Raw genomic sequence first — 18916 nt, 5'->3', positions numbered from 1 at the left:
AGAGGATTGTGCATATAGCCAGACTGTTGTGCCTTGATTCTCAACGACCTGAACCGATCGGCGTCGGTTCAGGTCGTAATGGTCAGAATGTTGCCTTTCTGATGGCGTGTTCAAGGTCGTTAATAATATCTTCTGGATCTTCAAGACCCACAGAAAGACGGATAAGCCCGTCGGTAATACCTGCTTTAAGCCGTTCCTCTGGCGCAACGGGCGAATGTGTCATAGACGCTGGGTGCTGAATGAGGGTTTCGGTATCACCGAGACTGACCGCGAGGAGGCACAATTCTACAGAATTGATCATCCGTCTGCCAGCATCGAGGCCGCCGGCGATTTCGAAGCTGATAATTCCTCCTGGCAGGCTCATCTGCCGCTGGCCCAGCTCATACTGCGGGTGCGAAGACAGACCAGGGTAATAGACGCGGGTAATGGACGGATGCCCTTCGAGAAAACGGGCGATTTTCAACGCGTTTTCACAGTGGCGCTCCATTCGAATACCCAGCGTTTTAACCCCGCGCAGCGTCAACCACGCATTGAAAGGACTCATGCAGCCGCCGGTGATATCTTTCAGGCCAACAAACCGCGCCTGGTCGATAAACTCCTGCTTACCAACAATGATGCCGCCAATCACATCCCCGTGACCGTTGATATATTTGGTGACGCTGTGCACCACAATATCCGCGCCCAGTTGCAAAGGCTGCTGACAGTAGGGCGACATAAAGGTGTTATCCACGACCAGCAGTGCGCCTTGCTGATGGGCAATACCGGCTACCGTTTCAATGTCGACCAGCGACAGCGTCGGGTTGGCGGGCGTTTCGATATACACCACTTTGGTTTCCGGACGCATGGCGGCGCGGATTTCTTCAGGCTTTGCCGCGTCGACGAAGCTGACGTTAATGCCGAACTTCGGCATGCTGTGCGACAGAAATGCGTGGGTGCAGCCGTAAATCGCGCTGGCGGAAACGATATGGTCGCCCTGCTGGCACAACGTCAGCAGCGTGGTGGTGATGGCAGAAATACCGGACGCGGTGGCCAGCCCGGCTTCACCTCTTTCCAGCACCGCCAGCTTTTTCTCCAGCGCATCGGTGGTGGGGTTGCCTAAACGGGTGTAAATGTACCCGGACTCTTCGAGCGCAAAGCGGGCGGCACCTTGTTCGGCGCTGTCAAATACAAACGTTGAAGTCTGGAAAATAGGCGTACTAAGCGCGCCAGTTGAAGGGTCGGGTTGTTGCCCCGCGTGAACGATCTGGGTATTGAATCCGTAAGTACGACAGTCAGACATGATATCTCCTTTGATTCGGAACAGAACAGCTCACAGTCAAATAGCAATCGCTGTGCCAGAAAGTGAACTAATAGATATCAATGAGTTATGTATCTGCTGGCATTAATTGTCGGCAGGAATGTTGCCAACTGGCAAGAATCTTTCCAGCGTGCAGGATGCATACCAGGAAGTAATGCACTTTGCGGGCGTCTGCCTGCCGTAACGGCAACATGCGCCCGAACCAGGCCGCAAGAGGCGACCTTGCGGCCTTTTTCGGCTTAAATGCAGATAAATCTCGTCGCCACGTGCCTATCCTGTCGCGATAATGCACGTTGGGAAGTTTTCAGATACCGCCTCTCTTAATACCGCTACGATCGGGTATACTCTGACGGCAGTTTCGTCTATCCGTGGAGAGTCAGTTTGCGTGTCAGCCGCTCGTTAACAATTAAGCAGATGGCAATGGTTGCGGCCGTTGTCATGGTGTTTGTGTTTATTTTTTGCACCGTTTTGTTGTTCCATCTGGTACAGCAGAACCGCTATAACACGGCTACGCAACTGGAAAGTATCGCTCGCTCCGTCCGTGAGCCTCTGTCGGGCACTATCCTGAAAGGGGATATTCCTGAAGCGGAAGCCATTTTAAAAAGTATTCGGCCAGCAGGCGTGGTCAGCCGCGCCGATGTGGTGCTGCCCAATCAGTTTCAGGCTCTACGGATGAGTTTTATTCCTGAGCGCCCAGTTCCTGTTACGGTAACTCGCCTGTTTGAACTTCCGGTGCAAATTTCGCTGCCGGTATATTCCCTCGAGCGCTCAGCGAACCCGCAACCGCTGGCGTATCTGGTGCTGCAGGCGGATTCGTACCGTATGTACAAGTTCGTAATGAGCACGCTTTCAACGTTAGTGACCATTTACTTACTTTTATCGTTGGTACTCACGGTGGCGATCTCATGGTGCATTAACCGATTGATTTTGCATCCATTACGTAAAATCGCTCGCGAGCTGAACGATATCCCTCAGCAGGATCTGATTGGCTATCAGCTGGCGTTGCCGCGCCTGCATCAGGACGATGAGATTGGCCTGCTGGTGCGTAGCTACAACCTTAATCAGCAGCAGATTCAGCGCTACACTGACGAACAAAGCGACTATTCAATGCGGTTCCCGGTTTCCGAATTGCCCAACAAGTCGTTCCTGATGGGGCTGTTGGAGCAGATTGTTACCCGCCAGCAGACGACGGCGCTGATGATTGTCACCTGCGAAACCCTGCGTGATACCGCGGGGGTGTTATCCGAGACCCAGCGGGAAATCCTGTTGCTTACGCTGGTTGAAAAACTGAAATCAGTATTGGCCCCCAGAATGGTACTTACCCAGGTGAGCGGCTATGACTTTGCCATTATCGCACATGGCGTAAAGGAGCCCTGGCACGCGATTACGTTAGGTCAGCAAGTACTCACTATCGTTAACGAGCGGTTACCGATTCAGGGGATTCAACTCCGTCCCACCTGCAACATTGGGGTGGCGATGTTTAATGGCGATTTGACCGCAGAACAGCTATACCGCCGCGCGCTCTCAGCCGTGTTAACGTCGCGTCATAAAGGTAAAAACCAGATTCAGTTCTTTGATCCGTTGCAGATGGAAGAAGCGCAGCAGCGTTTGACGGAAGAGAACGATATTCTTACCGCGCTGGATAACCATCAGTTTGCGTTGTGGATGCAGCCGCAGGTGGAAATGTCCAGCGGTAAAATATTGAGCGCAGAGGCTTTATTGCGCATGCAGCAGCCGGACGGAAGCTGGGAACTGCCTGAAGGGCTAATCGACAGGATTGAGTCCTGTGGTCTGATGGTGACGGTAGGTTACTGGGTGCTGGAAGAGACATGCCGCCAGCTTTCGGCCTGGCAGGAACGTGGTCTGATGCTGCCGCTTTCGGTGAATCTGTCTGCGCTACAGCTAATGCACCCAAGTATGGTGTCGGATCTGCTGGAATTGCTAAACCGCTATCGTATCAAGCCTGGGACGTTGATTCTGGAAGTGACCGAAAGTCGGCATATTGATGATCCCCATGCCGCTGTGGCTATTTTACGTCCGCTGCGCAACGCGGGCGTGCGTATTGCCCTCGACGACTTTGGTATGGGATATGCGGGTCTGCGACAGCTACAGCATATGAAATCGCTACCGGTGGATGTACTGAAAATCGATAAGATGTTTGTCGATGGCGTCCCTGAAGATTGCAGTATGATCTCCGCCATTATTCAGTTGGCGCATGGACTCAATTTGCAGATGATTGCCGAAGGCGTCGAAACCGAAGCGCAACGCGAATGGTTATCGCAAGCGGGGGTGGAAGTGGCGCAAGGGTTCCTGTTTGCCCGACCGGTTCCGGCTAATATCTTCGAAGAACGTTATCTGGCGCCGGAAAACGCTGATTACAAAAGTTAAAAAAGGTCTCGCTTGTGCGAGCCAGCTCAAAATTTTTAACATTTCTGTATCAATTATGATCCAGGCACATTTCTGTCATGTTGTGTGGGTGTTACTTTAGGGCCGCAGGTTAAACAAAACCTTACAAGACCTGTGGTTTTTACTTTAAGGACACCCTATGAAGACCTCTATATTCAAAAGCCTTTACTTTCAGGTCCTGACAGCAATTGCCATCGGTATCCTCCTTGGCCATTACTATCCTGAATTAGGCGCCCAAATGAAGCCGCTTGGTGATGCTTTCGTTAAGCTCATCAAAATGGTCATCGCACCTGTCATCTTCTGTACTGTCGTTACCGGCATTGCAGGCATGGAAAGTATGAAAGCAGTCGGTCGCACCGGTGCGGTTGCACTGCTCTATTTTGAAATTGTCAGTACGATTGCGCTGATCATCGGCCTTATCATCGTCAACGTAGTGCAGCCCGGTGCCGGAATGAACGTCGATCCGGCGACGCTGGACGCTAAAGCGGTTGCCATTTACGCTGAACAGGCAAAAGACCAGGGGATCGTAGGCTTCCTGATGGATATTATCCCGGGTAGCGTCATTGGCGCGTTCGCCAGCGGCAATATCCTGCAGGTATTACTGTTTGCGGTAATGTTTGGTTTTGCGCTGCACCGTCTGGGCAGCAAAGGCCAGATGATTTTCAACGTGATTGAAAGCTTTTCGCAGGTTATTTTCGGCATCATCAACATGATCATGCGTCTGGCGCCGATCGGTGCTTTCGGTGCCATGGCCTTTACCATCGGTAAATATGGCGTTGGGACGCTGGTGCAGCTGGGCCAGTTGATCATCTGCTTCTACATAACCTGTATTTTGTTTGTGGTCGTGGTGCTGGGCTCGATTGCTCGCGCAACCGGCTTCAGCATTTTCAAATTCATCCGTTATATCCGTGAAGAACTGCTGATCGTTCTGGGCACCTCTTCTTCCGAGTCCGCACTGCCGCGTATGCTTGATAAGATGGAAAAACTGGGCTGCCGGAAGTCTGTTGTCGGGTTGGTTATTCCCACGGGCTACTCGTTTAACCTTGATGGGACATCAATCTATCTGACGATGGCGGCGGTGTTTATCGCTCAGGCGACCAACAGCCATATGGATATCTTCCATCAGATAACCCTGTTGGTGGTGCTCCTGCTCTCTTCAAAAGGTGCTGCGGGTGTGACCGGGAGTGGCTTCATTGTTCTGGCCGCGACGATCTCCGCGGTGGGCCATTTGCCGGTTGCGGGTCTGGCGTTGATTCTCGGTATTGACCGCTTTATGTCTGAAGCACGTGCGCTGACTAACCTGGTCGGTAACGGTGTGGCAACTGTCGTCGTCGCCAAATGGGTCAAAGAACTGGACCATAAAAAGCTGGACGATGTGCTGAATAATCGTGCGCCGGATGGCAAAACGCACGAAATATCCTCTTAATCTCTCCACTTATGCCCGTAGTCCCTTCCAGGACTGCGGGTGTTTGCGCATAATTAACCCCTGTGCCTGAAACCGTCGATTCGGCGGTGTCGGGATTTTTTCACTTCCTCCGTGACATTTTCATGTTCTTGCGGTCTAACACGAAGTGTTTTTAACGTCATATTCAGAGAGTCCTTTTGCGGGCTGTCTTTTTATTTCCAGGATAGTTGATCAGGGGTTCACATGCAGGGCACAAAAATTCGACTTTTAGCGGGCGGCTTGCTGATGATGGCCACTGCCGGCTATGTGCAGGCAGATGCGCTCCAGCCTGACCCGGCGTGGCAACAGGGCACGCTGGCAAATGGTCTACAGTGGCAAGTGTTAGCCACTCCCCAGCGCCCCAGTGACCGTATTGAGGTCCGCCTGCTGGTTAATACCGGTTCACTCACCGAAAGTACGCAACAGAGTGGTTTCAGCCATGCGATCCCACGTATCGCGCTGACGCAAAGCGGTGGCCTCGATGCCACGCAAGCCCGTTCATTATGGCAGCAGGGGTTCGATCCCAAACGTCCCATGCCGCCCGTTATCGTTTCCTATGATTCCACGTTGTACAACCTCAGTCTGCCAAACAGCCGTAACGATCTACTGAAAGAGTCACTTTCTTACCTGGCGAATATCTCCGGCAATCTGAGCATTACCCCTGAAACGGTCAATCATGCGCTGAGTAGCGAAGATATGGTTGCAACCTGGCCGTCAGATACCAAAGAGGGATGGTGGCGCTATCGTCTGAAGGGATCAACGTTGCTGGGCCACGATCCAGCCGATCCGCTGAAAACGCCTGTCGATGCGACAAAAATCCACGCCTTCTATCAGAAATGGTATACCCCGGATGCGATGACGCTGATTATCGTCGGTAACGTTGATGCGCGCAGCGTGGCTGAGCAAATCAATAAAACTTTTGGCGAGTTAAAAGGAAAACGTGAAACGCCTGCGCCAGTACCGACGCTTTCGCCGCTGCGTGCAGAAGCCGTGAGCATTATGACCGATGCGGTACGCCAGGATCGCCTTTCCATTATGTGGGATACGCCGTGGCAGCCCATCCGTGAATCTGCCGCGCTGTTACGTTACTGGCGCGCAGATTTAGCCCGTGAGGCGCTGTTCTGGCACATTCAGCAGGAGCTGAGTAAAAACAATACCAAAGACATTGGCCTTGGTTTTGACTGTCGGGTGCTGTTCCTGCGTGCGCAGTGCGCCATCAACGTTGAATCGCCGAACGATAAGCTGAATGCGAACCTCGGTACGGTTGCGCGTGAGCTGGCCAAAGTGCGCGATAAGGGCTTGCCGGAGGAAGAGTTCAATGCGCTGGTCGCACAAAAGAATCTGGAGCTGCAAAAGCTGTTTGCCACCTATGGCCGCACCGACACCGATATCTTGATCAGCCAGCGTTTGCGTTCGTTGCAAAACCAGGTCGTGGATATTGCGCCGGAACAGTATCAGCGTTTACGCCAGAGCTTCCTTAACAGCCTGAGCGTTGAGATGCTGAACCAGGATCTGCGTCAGCAACTGTCGCAAGATATGGCGTTAATTCTGCTGCAGCCGAAAGGTGAGCCTGAATTCAATATGAAGGATCTGCAAGCGACGTGGGATAGCATTATGGCGCCGGTTAGCGCAGCGGCAACGTCGGCTGAAACGGATGAATCACATCCTGAAGTGACGGACATCCCGCCGGTACAATAAAGGGGATCGTAACCTGTAGGCCGGGCAAGCGAAGCGCCCCCGGCCTACAAGAACAACAAGTTATTGCGGCATGGCGTCGCGTGGGATAATCGCCCCGCGATGCTGAATAACGGTGCTTGCCGTCAGGTGGCCGCGTTTCGCGGCATCAGCGGCATCGCCGCCGGTCAGACGTACCGCCAGATACCCTGCGCTGAAGGAGTCTCCCGCAGCGGTGGTATCGATCACCTTCTCTTTCGGCAGTTTTACGGCCGGGACATCGATGAGTTCTTCACCCACGATGGAAACCAGGCAAGAGTCTGCGCCGCGCTTCACTACCACTTCCTGCACGCCAGCCGCGTGAGTACGAGCCATCACCTCGGCAACAGGTTTTTCACCCCACAGCGCGTCCTCATCATCCAGCGTCAGGAACGCGATATCGGTGCATTCCAGCATCTGTTGATACACCTGCTGCGTCTCTTCTTTGCTGCTCCATAGACGTGGGCGGTAGTTATTGTCAAAAATGACCTTTCCACCGTTGGCGCGGCATTCACGCAGCAACGACAGCAGTTTGTCACGACTTGCCGGGCTTAAAATTGCCAGGCTAATCCCGCTCAGATACAGATAGTCAAATGTCGCCAGCGCGTTACAAATAGCGGTGGACTGTTCGCTCTCCAGCCAGAATTTTGCGGCTGCTTCATTACGCCAATAATAGAAGGTACGTTCGCCAGTACTGTCGGTCTCTATGTAGTAAAGGCCCGGCAGACGATTTTCCATGCGCTGGGTTAATGAGGTATCCACGTTTTCGCCCTGCCAGGATTCGAGCATTTGTTGGCTAAAACTGTCGGTACCCAGTGCAGTCACATAGTGTACGGAAAGTGCCGCAGCATCGACCTGGCGGGCGATATAAACGGATGTATTCAACGTGTCGCCACCGAATCCGCGCTGAACGTCAGCGCCTTTTTGTGACAGCTCAATCATGCATTCGCCAATCACGGCAATCTTTCTGGACATAGTCGTAACCTGCTGTGAAAAAAATTAGCGTTAGTGTGCGCTGTGGGTGTTAAGTGGTCAACTATATTAAAACATCGTTCCATTATTTTTTTGAGCCAGCACGTGTTCTGCGTCGTTTTTTACCGCTTAGTTTCTATTTTGCCTGAGGCGGAACGTAAAGTTCTGCGCCTGAGCGCCGATAACCTTTGACGAGTCCGGTCAGTCACACTCTTATTTACAGGACATCTCAGATGATAAAGCAGGTTACCCAGCGGCTAATTACGCCTGATGCGAGTATTGAAAGCTTGCAGGAGAGACGCTATTGGCTGCAGTGCGAGCGTGCTTACACCTACCAGCCAATTTACCAGACCAACGGAAGGCTGATGGCCGTTGAGCTGCTGACCGTCGTGAGCCATCCTGAAAACCCCACCCACCGTATCGCGCCAGATCGCTATTTTGCCGAAGTGGCCGTCCGGCATCGCGTTGATGTAGTGAAAGAACAGCTTTTGCAGCTCGAACAAAAAGGGGCGTTTTTTAGAGCTAACGGCCTGCTGGCATCGGTGAACGTCGACGGGCCAACACTCATTGCGATGCGCCAGGATGCTGACGTTCTGAAAATCATCGAATGTCTGCCGTGGTTGCGCTTTGAACTGGTGGAGCACATCCGCTTACCGAAGGGGTCGTCGTTCGCCTCAATGTGCGAGTTTGGCCCGCTCTGGCTGGATGATTTTGGTACCGGAATGGCGAACTTCTCGGCCCTAAGCGAAGTGAGCTATGACTATATCAAAGTGGCGCGGGATCTGTTTGTCATGCTGCGCCAGACGCCGGAAGGTCGCAATCTCTTCACGCTGCTATTACAGCTGATGAATCGCTATTGCCGCGGCGTGATTGTCGAAGGCGTTGAAACGCTGGAAGAGTGGCGCGATGTCCAAAACTCACCGGCTTTTGCTGCGCAAGGCTATTTTCTTTCTCGTCCATTGCCTCTTGATACCCTCGAAGACGTGATGCTGTCGCTTTGATGAAGATGTAGAACACCTCCTTTTTTCCTGCTGGGCTATCTTTAGGACAGGCAAGGAAGGAAATAAGGAGGTTAGACATGACGAAAACAGGCAAAATAACCACTTCAATAATAGGGGTTTTCTTGTTGTTGATCGTCGTACTCATCATTGTGATTGCGACATTTGACTGGAATCGGCTCAAACCGACCATCAACCAGAAAGTCTCTACAGAACTCAATCGGCCCTTCGCTATACGGGGTGACCTGGGCGTGGTTTGGGAACGCCAAAAGCAGGAAACCGGCTGGCGTAGCTGGGTTCCGTGGCCGCATATTCATGCCGAAGATATCATCCTTGGCAACCCGCCGGATATTCCTGACGTTACCATGGTGCATCTCCCGCGCGTTGAAGCCACGCTCGCCCCACTGGCATTGCTGACAAAGACAGTCTGGCTCCCGTGGATCAAGCTGGTAAAACCCGATGCGCGGCTGATCCGTCTGTCGGAGAAAAACAATAACTGGACCTTTAACTTCGCTGGGGACGAAAACCGCGACCCTAATCCGTCGCCATCCGCATGGTCTTTCCGGCTGGATAACATTTTGTTCGATCAAGGGCGGATCGCCATTAACGATAAAGTGACGAAGTCGGAGCTTGAGATCCTGATCGATCCGCTGGGGAAACCATTGCCCTTTAGCGAAGTGACTGGCACAAAAGGTAAAGAGAGCAACGTTCGCGTTGAGGACTATGTGTTTGGTCTGAAAGCGCAAGGGCGATATAACGGCGAACCGCTAAGCGGTAGCGGAAAAATTGGCGGAATGCTGGCGCTGCGCGGCGAAGGAACCTCTTTCCCGATTCAGGCTGATTTCCGTTCGGGCAGTACGCGCGTGGCGTTTATGGGTACGATAAACGATCCAATGAATATGGGCGGAGCGGATCTGCGACTTAAATTCTCGGGAGATTCGCTAGGGGATTTGTACGATTTGACCGGCGTGCTGCTCCCGGATACACCGCCGTTTGAAACTGACGGGCGTCTGATTGCTAAAATTGATCCGGAAAAATCCTCTGTTTTTGATTATCGCGATTTCAATGGCCGCATTGGCGACAGCGATATTCACGGAACGCTGACCTATACCACCGGTAAACCGCGACCCATGCTGAAGGGGGATGTTGAATCGCGCCAACTGAGGCTGGCAGACTTGGGGCCGCTGATCGGAGTGGATTCAGGCAAAGGGGCGGAGCGGGCAAAACAGTCTGAGCAGCGCAAAGGCGAGAAGAGCGTCCAGCCAGCGGACAAGGTTTTGCCATATGACCGATTTGAAACCGACAAATGGAACGTGATGGATGCTGACGTACGTTTCAAAGGGCGACGTATCGAACACGGCAGTAGTTTGCCGATCAGCGCTCTCTCCACACATATCATCCTGAAAAATGCCGACCTACGGCTGCAACCGCTAAAATTTGGCCTCGCGGGGGGCAGCATTGTCTCCAGCATCCACCTGGAAGGGGGCAAAAAGCCGATGCGGGGGCAGGCGGACATTCAGGCTCGACGCCTGAAGCTAAAAGCGCTGATGCCGGATGTAGAGTTGATGCAGAAAACGCTTGGAGAAATGAACGGTGACGCCAGGTTTAGCGGGAGTGGAAACTCGATCGCTGCGCTGCTGGGTAACAGCAATGGCAATCTGAAGCTGCTGATGAATGATGGGTTAATCAGCCGGAATCTGATGGAAATTGTTGGCTTGAATTTGGGCAATTATATCGTCGGACAGATATTTGGTGATGATGAGGTGCGGGTAAACTGCGCGGCAGCGAATCTGGATATTGTTAACGGGGTGGCGCGTCCGCAGATTTTTGCTTTCGACACCGAAAACGCGGTCATCAATGTCACCGGTACGGCGAGCTTTGCGTCGGAGCAACTGGATTTAACCATCGATCCGGAGAGCAAAGGTATCCGTATTATTACCCTGCGTTCGCCGCTGTATGTCCGTGGAACCTTTAAAAATCCACAGGCTGGCGTGAAGGCCGGACCGCTGATTGCGCGCGGTGCGGTTGCTGCCGCGCTGGCAACGCTGGTGACGCCAGCGGCAGCTCTGCTGGCGCTGATTTCGCCGTCAGAGGGGGACGCGAATCAGTGTCGGACGATCCTGTCGCAGATGAAGAAGTGATGAGAGCACCGGATGCGGTGTCACTACCGCATCCGGCAAAAGAATCACAACGACTGATGGCGGGTTTCGTGAGTTAATAGCAGCGCAATCAGTGTTAACGCCGCCATCGATGCCAGATACGTACCAACTGCCGCCAGGCCGTAATTCGCCTGCAGCCATGCGGCAATGTAAGGGGCAACGGACGCACCAAGAATCGATGACACGTTGTACGAGAACGACGCTCCCGTATAGCGCACTTCAGTCGGGAACAGCTCCGGCAGCAGCGCGCCCATCGGACCAAATGTCAGACCCATCAGGCTCAGGCCAAGCAACAGGAAGGCGAACACCAGCACCGGATTGCCAGAACCGAGCAGCGGTTTAAAGGCAAACAGCGCAAACAGAATGATAAGCGTGGTGATGATGAGCATGCTCTTGCGACGACCAAACGCATCGGCCAGCAGGCCCGCCACCGGCACCATTACGCCAAAGCCAATAACCGCCATCATCAGCATCCACAACACTTCATTACGCGGCAGGCCAAGCCCTACGGGGGCAGCGGCGGTGCTGAACGTCATTGAATAGACGGTCATGATATAAAACAGCGTATAGGTCGCCAGCATGATGAATGTGCCGAGGATCGTCACACGAACATGTTTTGTCAGCAGAGTACCCAGCGGGATTTTCACCTGTTTTTTCGCCGCAGCCACTTTGGCGAAGACCGGGGATTCATGCAGCGACACGCGAACGTACAAACCGATAATCACCAGTACCGCAGAGAAGATAAACGGTACGCGCCAGCCCCAGCTCATAAACTGTTCGTCGGTCAACAGCCAGGAAAGCAACAGGAACGTGCCGTTAGCAAAGAAGAAGCCGATAGGCGCGCCCAACTGCGGGAATGAGCCGTACAGCGCGCGCTTACGCGGTGGTGCGTTTTCCGTCGCCAGCAACGCCGCGCCGCCCCATTCACCGCCCAGACCTAAACCCTGACCAAAACGCGCCAGCGCCAGCAGCAACGGGGCGAAAATGCCGATTGTTTCATAGCCCGGCAGCAGGCCAATGACAACCGTCGAGATCCCCATGGTGAGCAGTGAGGCAACCAGCGTGACTTTACGCCCTACGCGATCGCCGAAATGCCCGAATACAGCAGAACCTATCGGCCTGGCCACAAAGGCGATAGCAAAGGTTGCGAGAGACTGCAGCGTTGCTGCGGTCGGATCCCCCTGCGGGAAGAAGATATGAGGAAACACGATCACCGCGGCGGTGGCGTAGATATAGAAGTCGAAGAACTCAATGGCAGTGCCAATGAGTGAAGCGACGACGACTTTATTGCGCGAGTTGACCGGGGTGTGTTCCTGTTCATTGTCGAGCGTTGTGGCTGTTGCTTGCATAATATTTTCTTATTTTTGGCCGAACGAAAGGCCATATTACGCACAGCAAAAGCGACATTTCAATCTGTAACAAACCTTGCGAGAGGTCAAAAAAAGAGCAAAAAGGGGATAATTTTTAGGCTGGAGATTTCACTTCCATGAAATGCTTCACATAATTTAAAACTTGGATGATAAAACTGGTTTTCGGTTAAATAAAAGTTACGGTCTGGATTTTAATTCTGATAATGCGGTTGATTTCGAATTAAGCATTGGTCAGGCCGGATAAGCGAGCGTTATCCGGCAGTATTTGATGAATTAGCGGTGGGTTTTCCCCGGCATACGCGGGTCATCTTTGTATTCCGCTGTGGCAATCCAGGCGGCGCAAAATAGGGTCAAACGAGCGAAGAAGTAAAAGAATGCCATCAGTCCAAGCACTGAACCAAACGCCGCGCCGGAAGGGGATTTTACCAACGATGGCAGCGTGTAGGTCATGACGATCTTAATCACTTCAAAGCCAATAGCCGCAATAAATGTCCCGCGAATCAGCGCCTTTTTACGCGGGCGGTGACGCGGTAGCCGCCAGAAAATCCAGAAGAACAGTAAGTAGTTGGCGAAAATGGAGATGGTCAGACCGATCAGCCGCCAGGCGGGCTTCAGCCATTCGATACCGTCGAGATACAGCGCGGAGATAATCATTTGCTGGGCGGAACCGGCAATGGAGGTAATGGACAGGGTAACAATTAGCGCAATCAGTAAGCCAATCAATGAGATAAAATCACGCAGATATTTAACCCAAATTTTTTCCTGATCCTGCGGAGTACGCTCCCAGACATCGCGCGACTGGGCACGAATAGCTTCGCGCAGGTTTCCCATCCAGTTAATGCCGGAATAGAGCGCGATACCAAGCCCTACCAGACCGACGGTGGTACGTTGCTGTACGGCGGTGTTAATGGTGTTTTTCAGCGTAGAGGCGAGTGTCGGATCGCTGACGTTGAGCAGAATTTTGCCGAAGATATCCTGCAACAGCGTAGGATGCGAAGCGAGAATAAAACCCGCGGCGGCAAACGACACCATCAGAATAGGGATCATCGACAGAAACGAGAAGTAGGTGATCGCGGCGCCAAACTGATTTCCCATGCGATCGTTAAACCGCTCCGCAGCGCGAATCAGATGGGCAATCATGGGCTGACGTTGAATTTTTTCAGCGAAGGTCAGGGCAGTTTTCAACGCCTGGTTAGTCTTACCGTTGGTCTCTGTATTTTCACGCTCCAGGGTCTCAATTTTTGGGATGGGAGCGTGCTCAAGTTCCTGAATGGGGCGTTTAATCTCTTTTTCCTGCGTCATCAGGGCAATAATCCTTGTTCTGTTCATTCTCAGGACAGTATAGCTTGTCAGTCCACGTAGTCTTTCATCACGCCGGTTAGCCATTCCATAAACAGATGTACTCGACGGGAGAGGTTGCGACGGTGCGGATAGAGCAAGGAAACCGGTAATGGCTCGGCACGATATTGCGGTAATACTTCTACCAGCGTACCGGCACGCAGGGCATCACGCACGCCCACGCGCGGTACCTGAATAATGCCCAGACCGGCAAGACATGCCGCATGATAGGTTTCGGTACTGTTCACTGTTAGCATGCCGCCGGTTTTGACCCATTTAGCGCCGTTGTCTGTCGCCACTTCGAATCCTTGCGCACGCGTTCCCAAATTGACCGAATAGTGCACCACCGCGTGCGAGGTTAAATCCTCCAGGCTTTCTGGATACCCAAAGCGGGCGAGGTATTGCGGGCTGGCGCAATTGATCTGCGTGAGTTTTCCCAGCGGACGCGCAATCAGGCCTGAATCTTTCAGCGTTCCTATGCGTACCACACAGTCGAAGCCTTCGCGGATCAAATCCACCAGGCGGTCGCTGCTGCTGAGTTCGAGCTCAAGGCCTGGATACTGATGCAAGAAAGTGGGTAAGCGGGGCATCACCAGATTTTTTGCTACGCCAACCGGCATATCGACGCGCAGCTTGCCGCTGATGCTGGAGGGATCGTGATGAAATAGTCCATCCAGTTCATCCAGATTGCTCAGCAAATCTTTTGCGCGTTCGTAATAGATCATGCCGTCTTGTGTGAGCTGAACGCGGCGGGTAGTGCGGTGCAATAACTGCGTGCCGAGATGATTTTCCAGGGCCTGGATTTGGCGGGATACGCTACCTTTAGGTAGACCGAGAGTGTCTGCCGCGCGTGAAAAACTCTCCAGTTCCGCGACGCGGATGAACAACTGCATTGCGTGAATTTTATCCATTCTCATGCCCTATTGTTGTTCCAGATGAAACAGTAATGCGCAACAGGCGATATTTATTGTTTTTCTATCACCTAATAAGCTTTATCTCAATCATCACAACGTCGGAAATGAGGTTTCTTATGACGCAACGTATTGCATTAGTGACTGGTGGTAGTCGTGGACTCGGTAAAAATGCCGCACTTAAGCTGGCAGACAGAGGAACGGACATTATCTTCACCTACAACAGCCAGCTGCAGGCGGCACTGGATGTGGTTGCTGAGATTGAGCGAAAAGGCAGAAAAGCTGCGGCAATACAACTGAATGTCAGCGATGTGGCTGGCTTTGAGTCCTTTGCCCGTGAGGTGCAAGCGCAGCTGAAAAGCATGTGGAATCGTGAATCATTTGATTATTTAGTGAACAATGCCGGTATTGGTCTGTATGGCACTTTTGCCGATACCTCCGAAGCGATGTTTGATCAATTAGTGAACATTCACTTTAAGGGCCCCTTCTTCCTGACCCAGCGTCTGTTGCCGTTGATCCAGAATGGCGGCAGGATCCTGAATGTCTCATCGGGACTGGCGCGTTTTGCGCTGCCAGGATATGCCGCCTATGCCTCAATGAAAGGGGCGATGGAAGTACTGACGCGTTATCAGGCGAAAGAACTGGGAGAGCGGGGGATTTCAGTAAACATCATCGCGCCTGGGGCGATTGAAACCGATTTTGGCGGTGGTCGACTGCGGGATAATCAAGAGCTGAATGCGTATGTAGCATCGCAAACGGCACTGGGGCGCGCGGGTTTGCCGGATGATATTGGCGACGCGATCGCCGCGTTGCTCAGTGATGAGTTGGCCTGGATGACAGCGCAGCGTATCGAAGTATCGGGCGGAATGTTCCTGTAAGTCGCGCGTATCTTATTCAACTTTTAAGCAATAGAAAACCGGCGCGCCACCCCAGGTAAAAATATAGCTGGTGGCGTTTACCGGTATTATCTGGAATCTAATATCCCGATCGCGGTGCGGAAAGAAATCCGGGATAAACGTTCTGAATTAAGTATTTTCTTCGGCAGCGGATTTGCCTCAGAAGAAACCATGGCACCTCCCCATCTCCATGCCAGTATATAAACGTCACTTGATTGCTGACGGATTGTGACTGTGCGCCATTTTCTTGATATTCTCCACGTATCAGGATTTAATTCTTTAAAATGTGTAAAATTCGACATTAAAAATTGAGTGCTTGATCGCTTATATGAAAACATGGTACATGTGCTGAAAATTTCGCATAGGAAGAATAATAAACCGTGAAATTCATTTATAACCTCAAATCTACCATAAACGAATACTAAACGACCGGTTCCTCATAGTACATTGGGATGTAGATTGGAAAGTATTTATAGCAGCCATATAATCCACCATACAAACGGTATGGATTATCTCAACGCTTATATGTAGAGGTGCATGTTCGTCTTCATTTAACGTGGGTATAAGATATGGGCTATCGTCTATATGGATTTATGATTGGTGCTGAAATTCATTTTGATATTTCTAATCGCCGACTGTATCGGCTTACGGGTAGCCATACCGAGAAAAACATCGCTTTTGCGTCAATTTACTTTAATGAAACAATGCTAAGGCTTTTTCTGTATTTATTAATAAATGCCAGAAGCCAGCCAGTAACGAAAGAAGAATTATTTGAAAAAATCTGGGAGGCGCATAATCTGAGCCCCTCTGCGCAACGATTATGGCAAGTCCTGCACAATCTTAATAATAAACTTGGCCTGCTGGGATTACCCAGAGATTTTATCCTTAATATAAGAGGTCAGGGTTATGTCATCAATTATCCTGATGTCATTCCCGTTTATTACAAAGTGAGTGAACTCCCGACTCATGCTGTCAAAAAAAGGGAGAAGATAGATAACCTGAGTGAGTGATGTCAACCCAGGTATTTGCCCTGAGCATGCTGTGCGAGGGGCTTTTTTTTATCGTTATCTTTTCTATTTATTTTCAACTAATGTTCGCTAAATAGCGTTATGGTTCGATAGATATCAAAAACGGCCCGGACGACAGGGTCAGATTCTGATGGTTGCCGAAGGCGTTGAGACTCAGGTTCAGGCCAACTATTTGCACTTAAAGAACTGTGACTTTTTCAAGGGTATTATTTATGCAGACCTGTCTCTTTGAAGACCTGATCACAGTGATGCAATCACCCGGAGCCTTCCGTATCGATTGATATACCAACGCTGCCAGGCAGCAAATCACAGGTGATGATCATTTGATGCGACATTTCGTTTTGTAACATTTTTTTCTGTTATCGTGAGTTTATTATTTTTAGTAAAGAATATAAACTTCGAAGAATTAATATTAATAAGCCGAGCTTTATCTCAAAACATTAAGGATTTCCTTAATATTTGGCGCCACATTTGTCCCTTTGTGTGATTATTTGGTTTGATCTGTAACTATTTTCGATTTCTACTTTTTTCTTCTCCGTCTATCGGTAAAATGGCCCCCGCCAAATGGTGACTTCTTATTTTACCTCTCGGGTAATACCCTTCCGCGTGTTAAGGCTAGTATCTTATTCAGACGGAGATAAGTAATGCAGGTAATAATGTTTGACAGGCAGTCGATATTTATTCATGGAATGAATGTAAGTTTGCAAGGGCGTATTCCAGGAGTTGATGTTCAGGGTGTCAGTCAGGCAGATGACCTTTGGCAGAAACTGGAAGAAACCCCTGATGCGCTGGTCATGCTGGATGGCGACCAGGACGCTGAGTTCTGCCGTAACTTGCTACAGCAGATAGCGCAACGCTTTTCGACGGTAAAAGTGCTGGTGACAGCAACGGACTGCCGTAAAAAATGGCTGCAGGAGGTTACGCAATTGAACGTGCTGGCTATTGTTCCACGCGACTCTGACGCGGAAACCTTCACGTTGGCACTCAATAGCGTTGCGATGGGAATGGTATTCATCCCCAGAGATTGTATGACAACTCCCGAGGGCAGCGGGCAAAATATCAGATCGCTTAGTGCGCGTCAGCGAGAGATTCTGACTATGCTTGCCGCCGGAGAATCAAATAAACAAATTGGTCGGTTGTTAAATATCAGCACCGGAACGGTCAAAGCCCATCTTGAGTCGCTGTATCAGCGCCTTGAGGTAAAAAACCGTACGCAAGCGGCAATGATGTTAAACGACGCCATTTAATGGGCGAATATTTCACAGTCAGAACGATTCTGGCTGTGAAAAAGTCCCCGAGCAGAATTCTGCAGCACAAAACCGGCTTATCCCAACGCTGAGAATCCACGCAATTAACGCTTCCTGTTGAAACCTTTCTTTTATTTGCGGCATTTTCTGGTGTATGAATTCCTCGCAGATTTCCAGATCCGCGAGCAGTAGTGTTTCTGCCTGCGTTACCGAAACAGGCGCAGGAAAGCTTTCATCGAATGTGATTTCATGCCCGTAGCCAATCACCCAGACACCATTTTTATCCTGATACTTTTCAAGTGACAGACCTTGCCATTGTTTAATAAATGCAACACAGGCGGGTGTGAAATGCGTTGAATTGAGTGGCATATTCATCTCTGTACAAAGAGACCTATTTTAAGAAACCGTCTCCGTTACGCCAGTTGCCATACAGCCCGTTTTTTCAGCAAAACGTCTTATGCTGCGGGTGACTGATAGTCGTGTTTTAACAGGCCGAAAATCCAGTCATCATTCCAGGTTTGATGCAGCCAGTAGCTTTCCCGCAGCGTGCCTTCGTGAATGAACCCGACCTTTTCCAGTAGACGTCGCGAAGCGTCGTTTCCTGCGGTGACGCAAGCCGTAAGCCGGCGTAGCCCTCCGGTGGTAAATGCAAAATCGCAAACGGCATGCAGGGATTCAGCACCATAACCTTTCCCCTGTGCTTCAGGGGCGAGCAGAAAACCGACCTCGGCACATTCATTGTTTTCATGAATATATCCAGTCACCCCAAGCGGTGCTCCCGATGCCTTATCGCACAGGACCAGACATAGCCAGTGCGGGCTGCCGGGAGACCATTCAGGCAGGCGGGAGTCAAAGGCTGCCCGTATCTCATCTTCAGTACGCGCGTCAGCGACAAAACGCATCACATCTGAATTCTGCTGTAACGTTAAGAAGAACGCCTAGTCGTCATTTGTCAGCGGACGGCAGATCAGACGCGAGGTTTTCAGTACAGGCACAGGCTTCCCTCCAGAATAGTTTTCAATGATTGTGCGGAAGTCACTGTAAAACATATTTATTTGCTATATGAATATGTTTTAGTCTACACCGGCACAGCGCTGCATTTAAAAAAGATAACGACAAACCATGATGAGGCCGCTT

General features: G+C 51.2%; 14 protein-coding genes and 1 pseudogene. 8 read left to right on the top strand and 7 right to left on the bottom strand.

The genetic code is table 11. The features are described from left to right. Nucleotides 1-82 precede the first annotated feature (82 nt). Nucleotides 83-1279 carry a methionine gamma-lyase gene (megL, locus tag ACU8YC_RS17125; protein ID WP_151223977.1) on the bottom strand — a complete coding sequence of 399 codons (1197 nt, stop codon included), beginning with the start codon at nucleotides 1277-1279 and terminating at the stop codon, nucleotides 83-85. Nucleotides 1280-1678: 399 nt separating this feature from the next. On the opposite strand from megL, the gene hmsP reads away from it, so the two are divergent. The 3 genes from hmsP to ACU8YC_RS17110 all read left to right on the top strand — a co-directional run bounded on the left by hmsP (nucleotide 1679) and on the right by ACU8YC_RS17110 (nucleotide 6845). Then, complete coding sequence (gene hmsP / locus ACU8YC_RS17120) at nucleotides 1679-3685, top strand: biofilm formation regulator HmsP (protein ID WP_446895576.1); 2007 nt, start codon at nucleotides 1679-1681, stop codon at nucleotides 3683-3685. A 157-nt stretch (nucleotides 3686-3842) separates the two neighbouring features. Next, nucleotides 3843-5129, top strand: coding sequence for a C4-dicarboxylate transporter DctC (gene dctA / locus ACU8YC_RS17115; RefSeq protein ID WP_003023301.1), 1287 nt, complete (start codon nucleotides 3843-3845; stop codon nucleotides 5127-5129). A 222-nt stretch (nucleotides 5130-5351) separates the two neighbouring features. Then, nucleotides 5352-6845 (top strand): M16 family metallopeptidase, encoded by a 1494-nt coding sequence (locus ACU8YC_RS17110; RefSeq protein ID WP_151216922.1) that lies wholly within the window; start codon nucleotides 5352-5354, stop codon nucleotides 6843-6845. Nucleotides 6846-6905: 60 nt separating this feature from the next. On the opposite strand, the gene ACU8YC_RS17105 is transcribed toward ACU8YC_RS17110, so the two are convergent. After that, on the bottom strand, nucleotides 6906-7835 hold the full coding sequence (locus tag ACU8YC_RS17105) for a 2-dehydro-3-deoxygluconokinase (RefSeq protein WP_187253839.1): 930 nt from the start codon (nucleotides 7833-7835) through the stop codon (nucleotides 6906-6908). A 230-nt stretch (nucleotides 7836-8065) separates the two neighbouring features. On the opposite strand from ACU8YC_RS17105, the gene pdeH reads away from it, so the two are divergent. Both pdeH and ACU8YC_RS17095 read left to right on the top strand, forming a co-directional pair. Next, the gene (gene pdeH / locus ACU8YC_RS17100) at nucleotides 8066-8833 is read left to right on the top strand and encodes a cyclic-guanylate-specific phosphodiesterase (protein WP_187253838.1); all 768 of its coding nucleotides are present in this window, start codon (nucleotides 8066-8068) and stop codon (nucleotides 8831-8833) included. A gap of 77 nt (nucleotides 8834-8910) precedes the next feature. Continuing rightward, nucleotides 8911-10971, top strand: a complete 2061-nt coding sequence (locus ACU8YC_RS17095; RefSeq protein WP_446895575.1) for an AsmA family protein — start codon at nucleotides 8911-8913, stop codon at nucleotides 10969-10971. 44 nt (nucleotides 10972-11015) lie between these two features. Here ACU8YC_RS17095 and ACU8YC_RS17090 read toward each other — a convergent pair whose 3' ends face one another. From ACU8YC_RS17090 to ACU8YC_RS17080, 3 genes are all read right to left on the bottom strand, one after another. After that, entirely contained in the window at nucleotides 11016-12338 is a 1323-nt protein-coding gene (locus tag ACU8YC_RS17090; RefSeq protein ID WP_003023312.1) for an MFS transporter, read from the bottom strand. 294 nt (nucleotides 12339-12632) lie between these two features. Continuing rightward, complete coding sequence (gene yhjD / locus ACU8YC_RS17085; protein WP_151216919.1) at nucleotides 12633-13661, bottom strand: inner membrane protein YhjD; 1029 nt, start codon at nucleotides 13659-13661, stop codon at nucleotides 12633-12635. A 47-nt stretch (nucleotides 13662-13708) separates the two neighbouring features. Further along, the gene (locus ACU8YC_RS17080; protein WP_151223973.1) at nucleotides 13709-14608 is read right to left on the bottom strand and encodes a LysR family transcriptional regulator; all 900 of its coding nucleotides are present in this window, start codon (nucleotides 14606-14608) and stop codon (nucleotides 13709-13711) included. Nucleotides 14609-14727: 119 nt separating this feature from the next. Between ACU8YC_RS17080 and ACU8YC_RS17075 the strand changes: the two genes are divergently transcribed. The 3 genes from ACU8YC_RS17075 to ACU8YC_RS17065 all read left to right on the top strand — a co-directional run bounded on the left by ACU8YC_RS17075 (nucleotide 14728) and on the right by ACU8YC_RS17065 (nucleotide 17779). After that, nucleotides 14728-15486 carry an SDR family oxidoreductase gene (locus ACU8YC_RS17075; RefSeq protein WP_278238823.1) on the top strand — a complete coding sequence of 253 codons (759 nt, stop codon included), beginning with the start codon at nucleotides 14728-14730 and terminating at the stop codon, nucleotides 15484-15486. Between the two features lie 587 nt (nucleotides 15487-16073). Beyond that, on the top strand, nucleotides 16074-16514 hold the full coding sequence (locus ACU8YC_RS17070) for a winged helix-turn-helix domain-containing protein (RefSeq protein WP_151216916.1): 441 nt from the start codon (nucleotides 16074-16076) through the stop codon (nucleotides 16512-16514). 662 nt (nucleotides 16515-17176) lie between these two features. After that, a complete protein-coding gene (locus tag ACU8YC_RS17065) occupies nucleotides 17177-17779 on the top strand; it encodes a response regulator transcription factor (RefSeq protein WP_187253833.1) in 603 nt (200 codons plus the stop codon). An 18-nt stretch (nucleotides 17780-17797) separates the two neighbouring features. On the opposite strand, the gene ACU8YC_RS17060 is transcribed toward ACU8YC_RS17065, so the two are convergent. Both ACU8YC_RS17060 and ACU8YC_RS17055 read right to left on the bottom strand, forming a co-directional pair. Then, on the bottom strand, nucleotides 17798-18148 hold the full coding sequence (locus ACU8YC_RS17060; protein ID WP_187253832.1) for a glycoside hydrolase family protein: 351 nt from the start codon (nucleotides 18146-18148) through the stop codon (nucleotides 17798-17800). Nucleotides 18149-18234: 86 nt separating this feature from the next. Next, a pseudogene (locus ACU8YC_RS17055) lies at nucleotides 18235-18774 on the bottom strand (GNAT family N-acetyltransferase). Nucleotides 18775-18916 lie beyond the last annotated feature (142 nt).

It is taken from the genome of Citrobacter sp. VF227, from assembly GCF_052950715.1.
The sequence above is the reverse complement of the archived record's forward strand: the minus strand, read 5'-3'. Positions and strand labels throughout refer to the sequence as shown.

Coding starts and splice junctions, on each gene's coding strand:
- megL (WP_151223977.1), bottom strand. CDS start 1,279: ATGTCTGACTGTCGTACTTACGGATTCAATACCCAGATCGTTCACGCG.
- dctA (WP_003023301.1), top strand. CDS start 3,843: ATGAAGACCTCTATATTCAAAAGCCTTTACTTTCAGGTCCTGACAGCA.
- ACU8YC_RS17110 (WP_151216922.1), top strand. CDS start 5,352: ATGCAGGGCACAAAAATTCGACTTTTAGCGGGCGGCTTGCTGATGATG.
- ACU8YC_RS17105 (WP_187253839.1), bottom strand. CDS start 7,835: ATGTCCAGAAAGATTGCCGTGATTGGCGAATGCATGATTGAGCTGTCA.
- pdeH (WP_187253838.1), top strand. CDS start 8,066: ATGATAAAGCAGGTTACCCAGCGGCTAATTACGCCTGATGCGAGTATT.
- ACU8YC_RS17095 (WP_446895575.1), top strand. CDS start 8,911: ATGACGAAAACAGGCAAAATAACCACTTCAATAATAGGGGTTTTCTTG.
- ACU8YC_RS17090 (WP_003023312.1), bottom strand. CDS start 12,338: ATGCAAGCAACAGCCACAACGCTCGACAATGAACAGGAACACACCCCG.
- yhjD (WP_151216919.1), bottom strand. CDS start 13,661: ATGACGCAGGAAAAAGAGATTAAACGCCCCATTCAGGAACTTGAGCAC.
- ACU8YC_RS17080 (WP_151223973.1), bottom strand. CDS start 14,608: ATGGATAAAATTCACGCAATGCAGTTGTTCATCCGCGTCGCGGAACTG.
- ACU8YC_RS17075 (WP_278238823.1), top strand. CDS start 14,728: ATGACGCAACGTATTGCATTAGTGACTGGTGGTAGTCGTGGACTCGGT.
- ACU8YC_RS17070 (WP_151216916.1), top strand. CDS start 16,074: ATGGGCTATCGTCTATATGGATTTATGATTGGTGCTGAAATTCATTTT.
- ACU8YC_RS17065 (WP_187253833.1), top strand. CDS start 17,177: ATGCAGGTAATAATGTTTGACAGGCAGTCGATATTTATTCATGGAATG.
- ACU8YC_RS17060 (WP_187253832.1), bottom strand. CDS start 18,148: ATGCCACTCAATTCAACGCATTTCACACCCGCCTGTGTTGCATTTATT.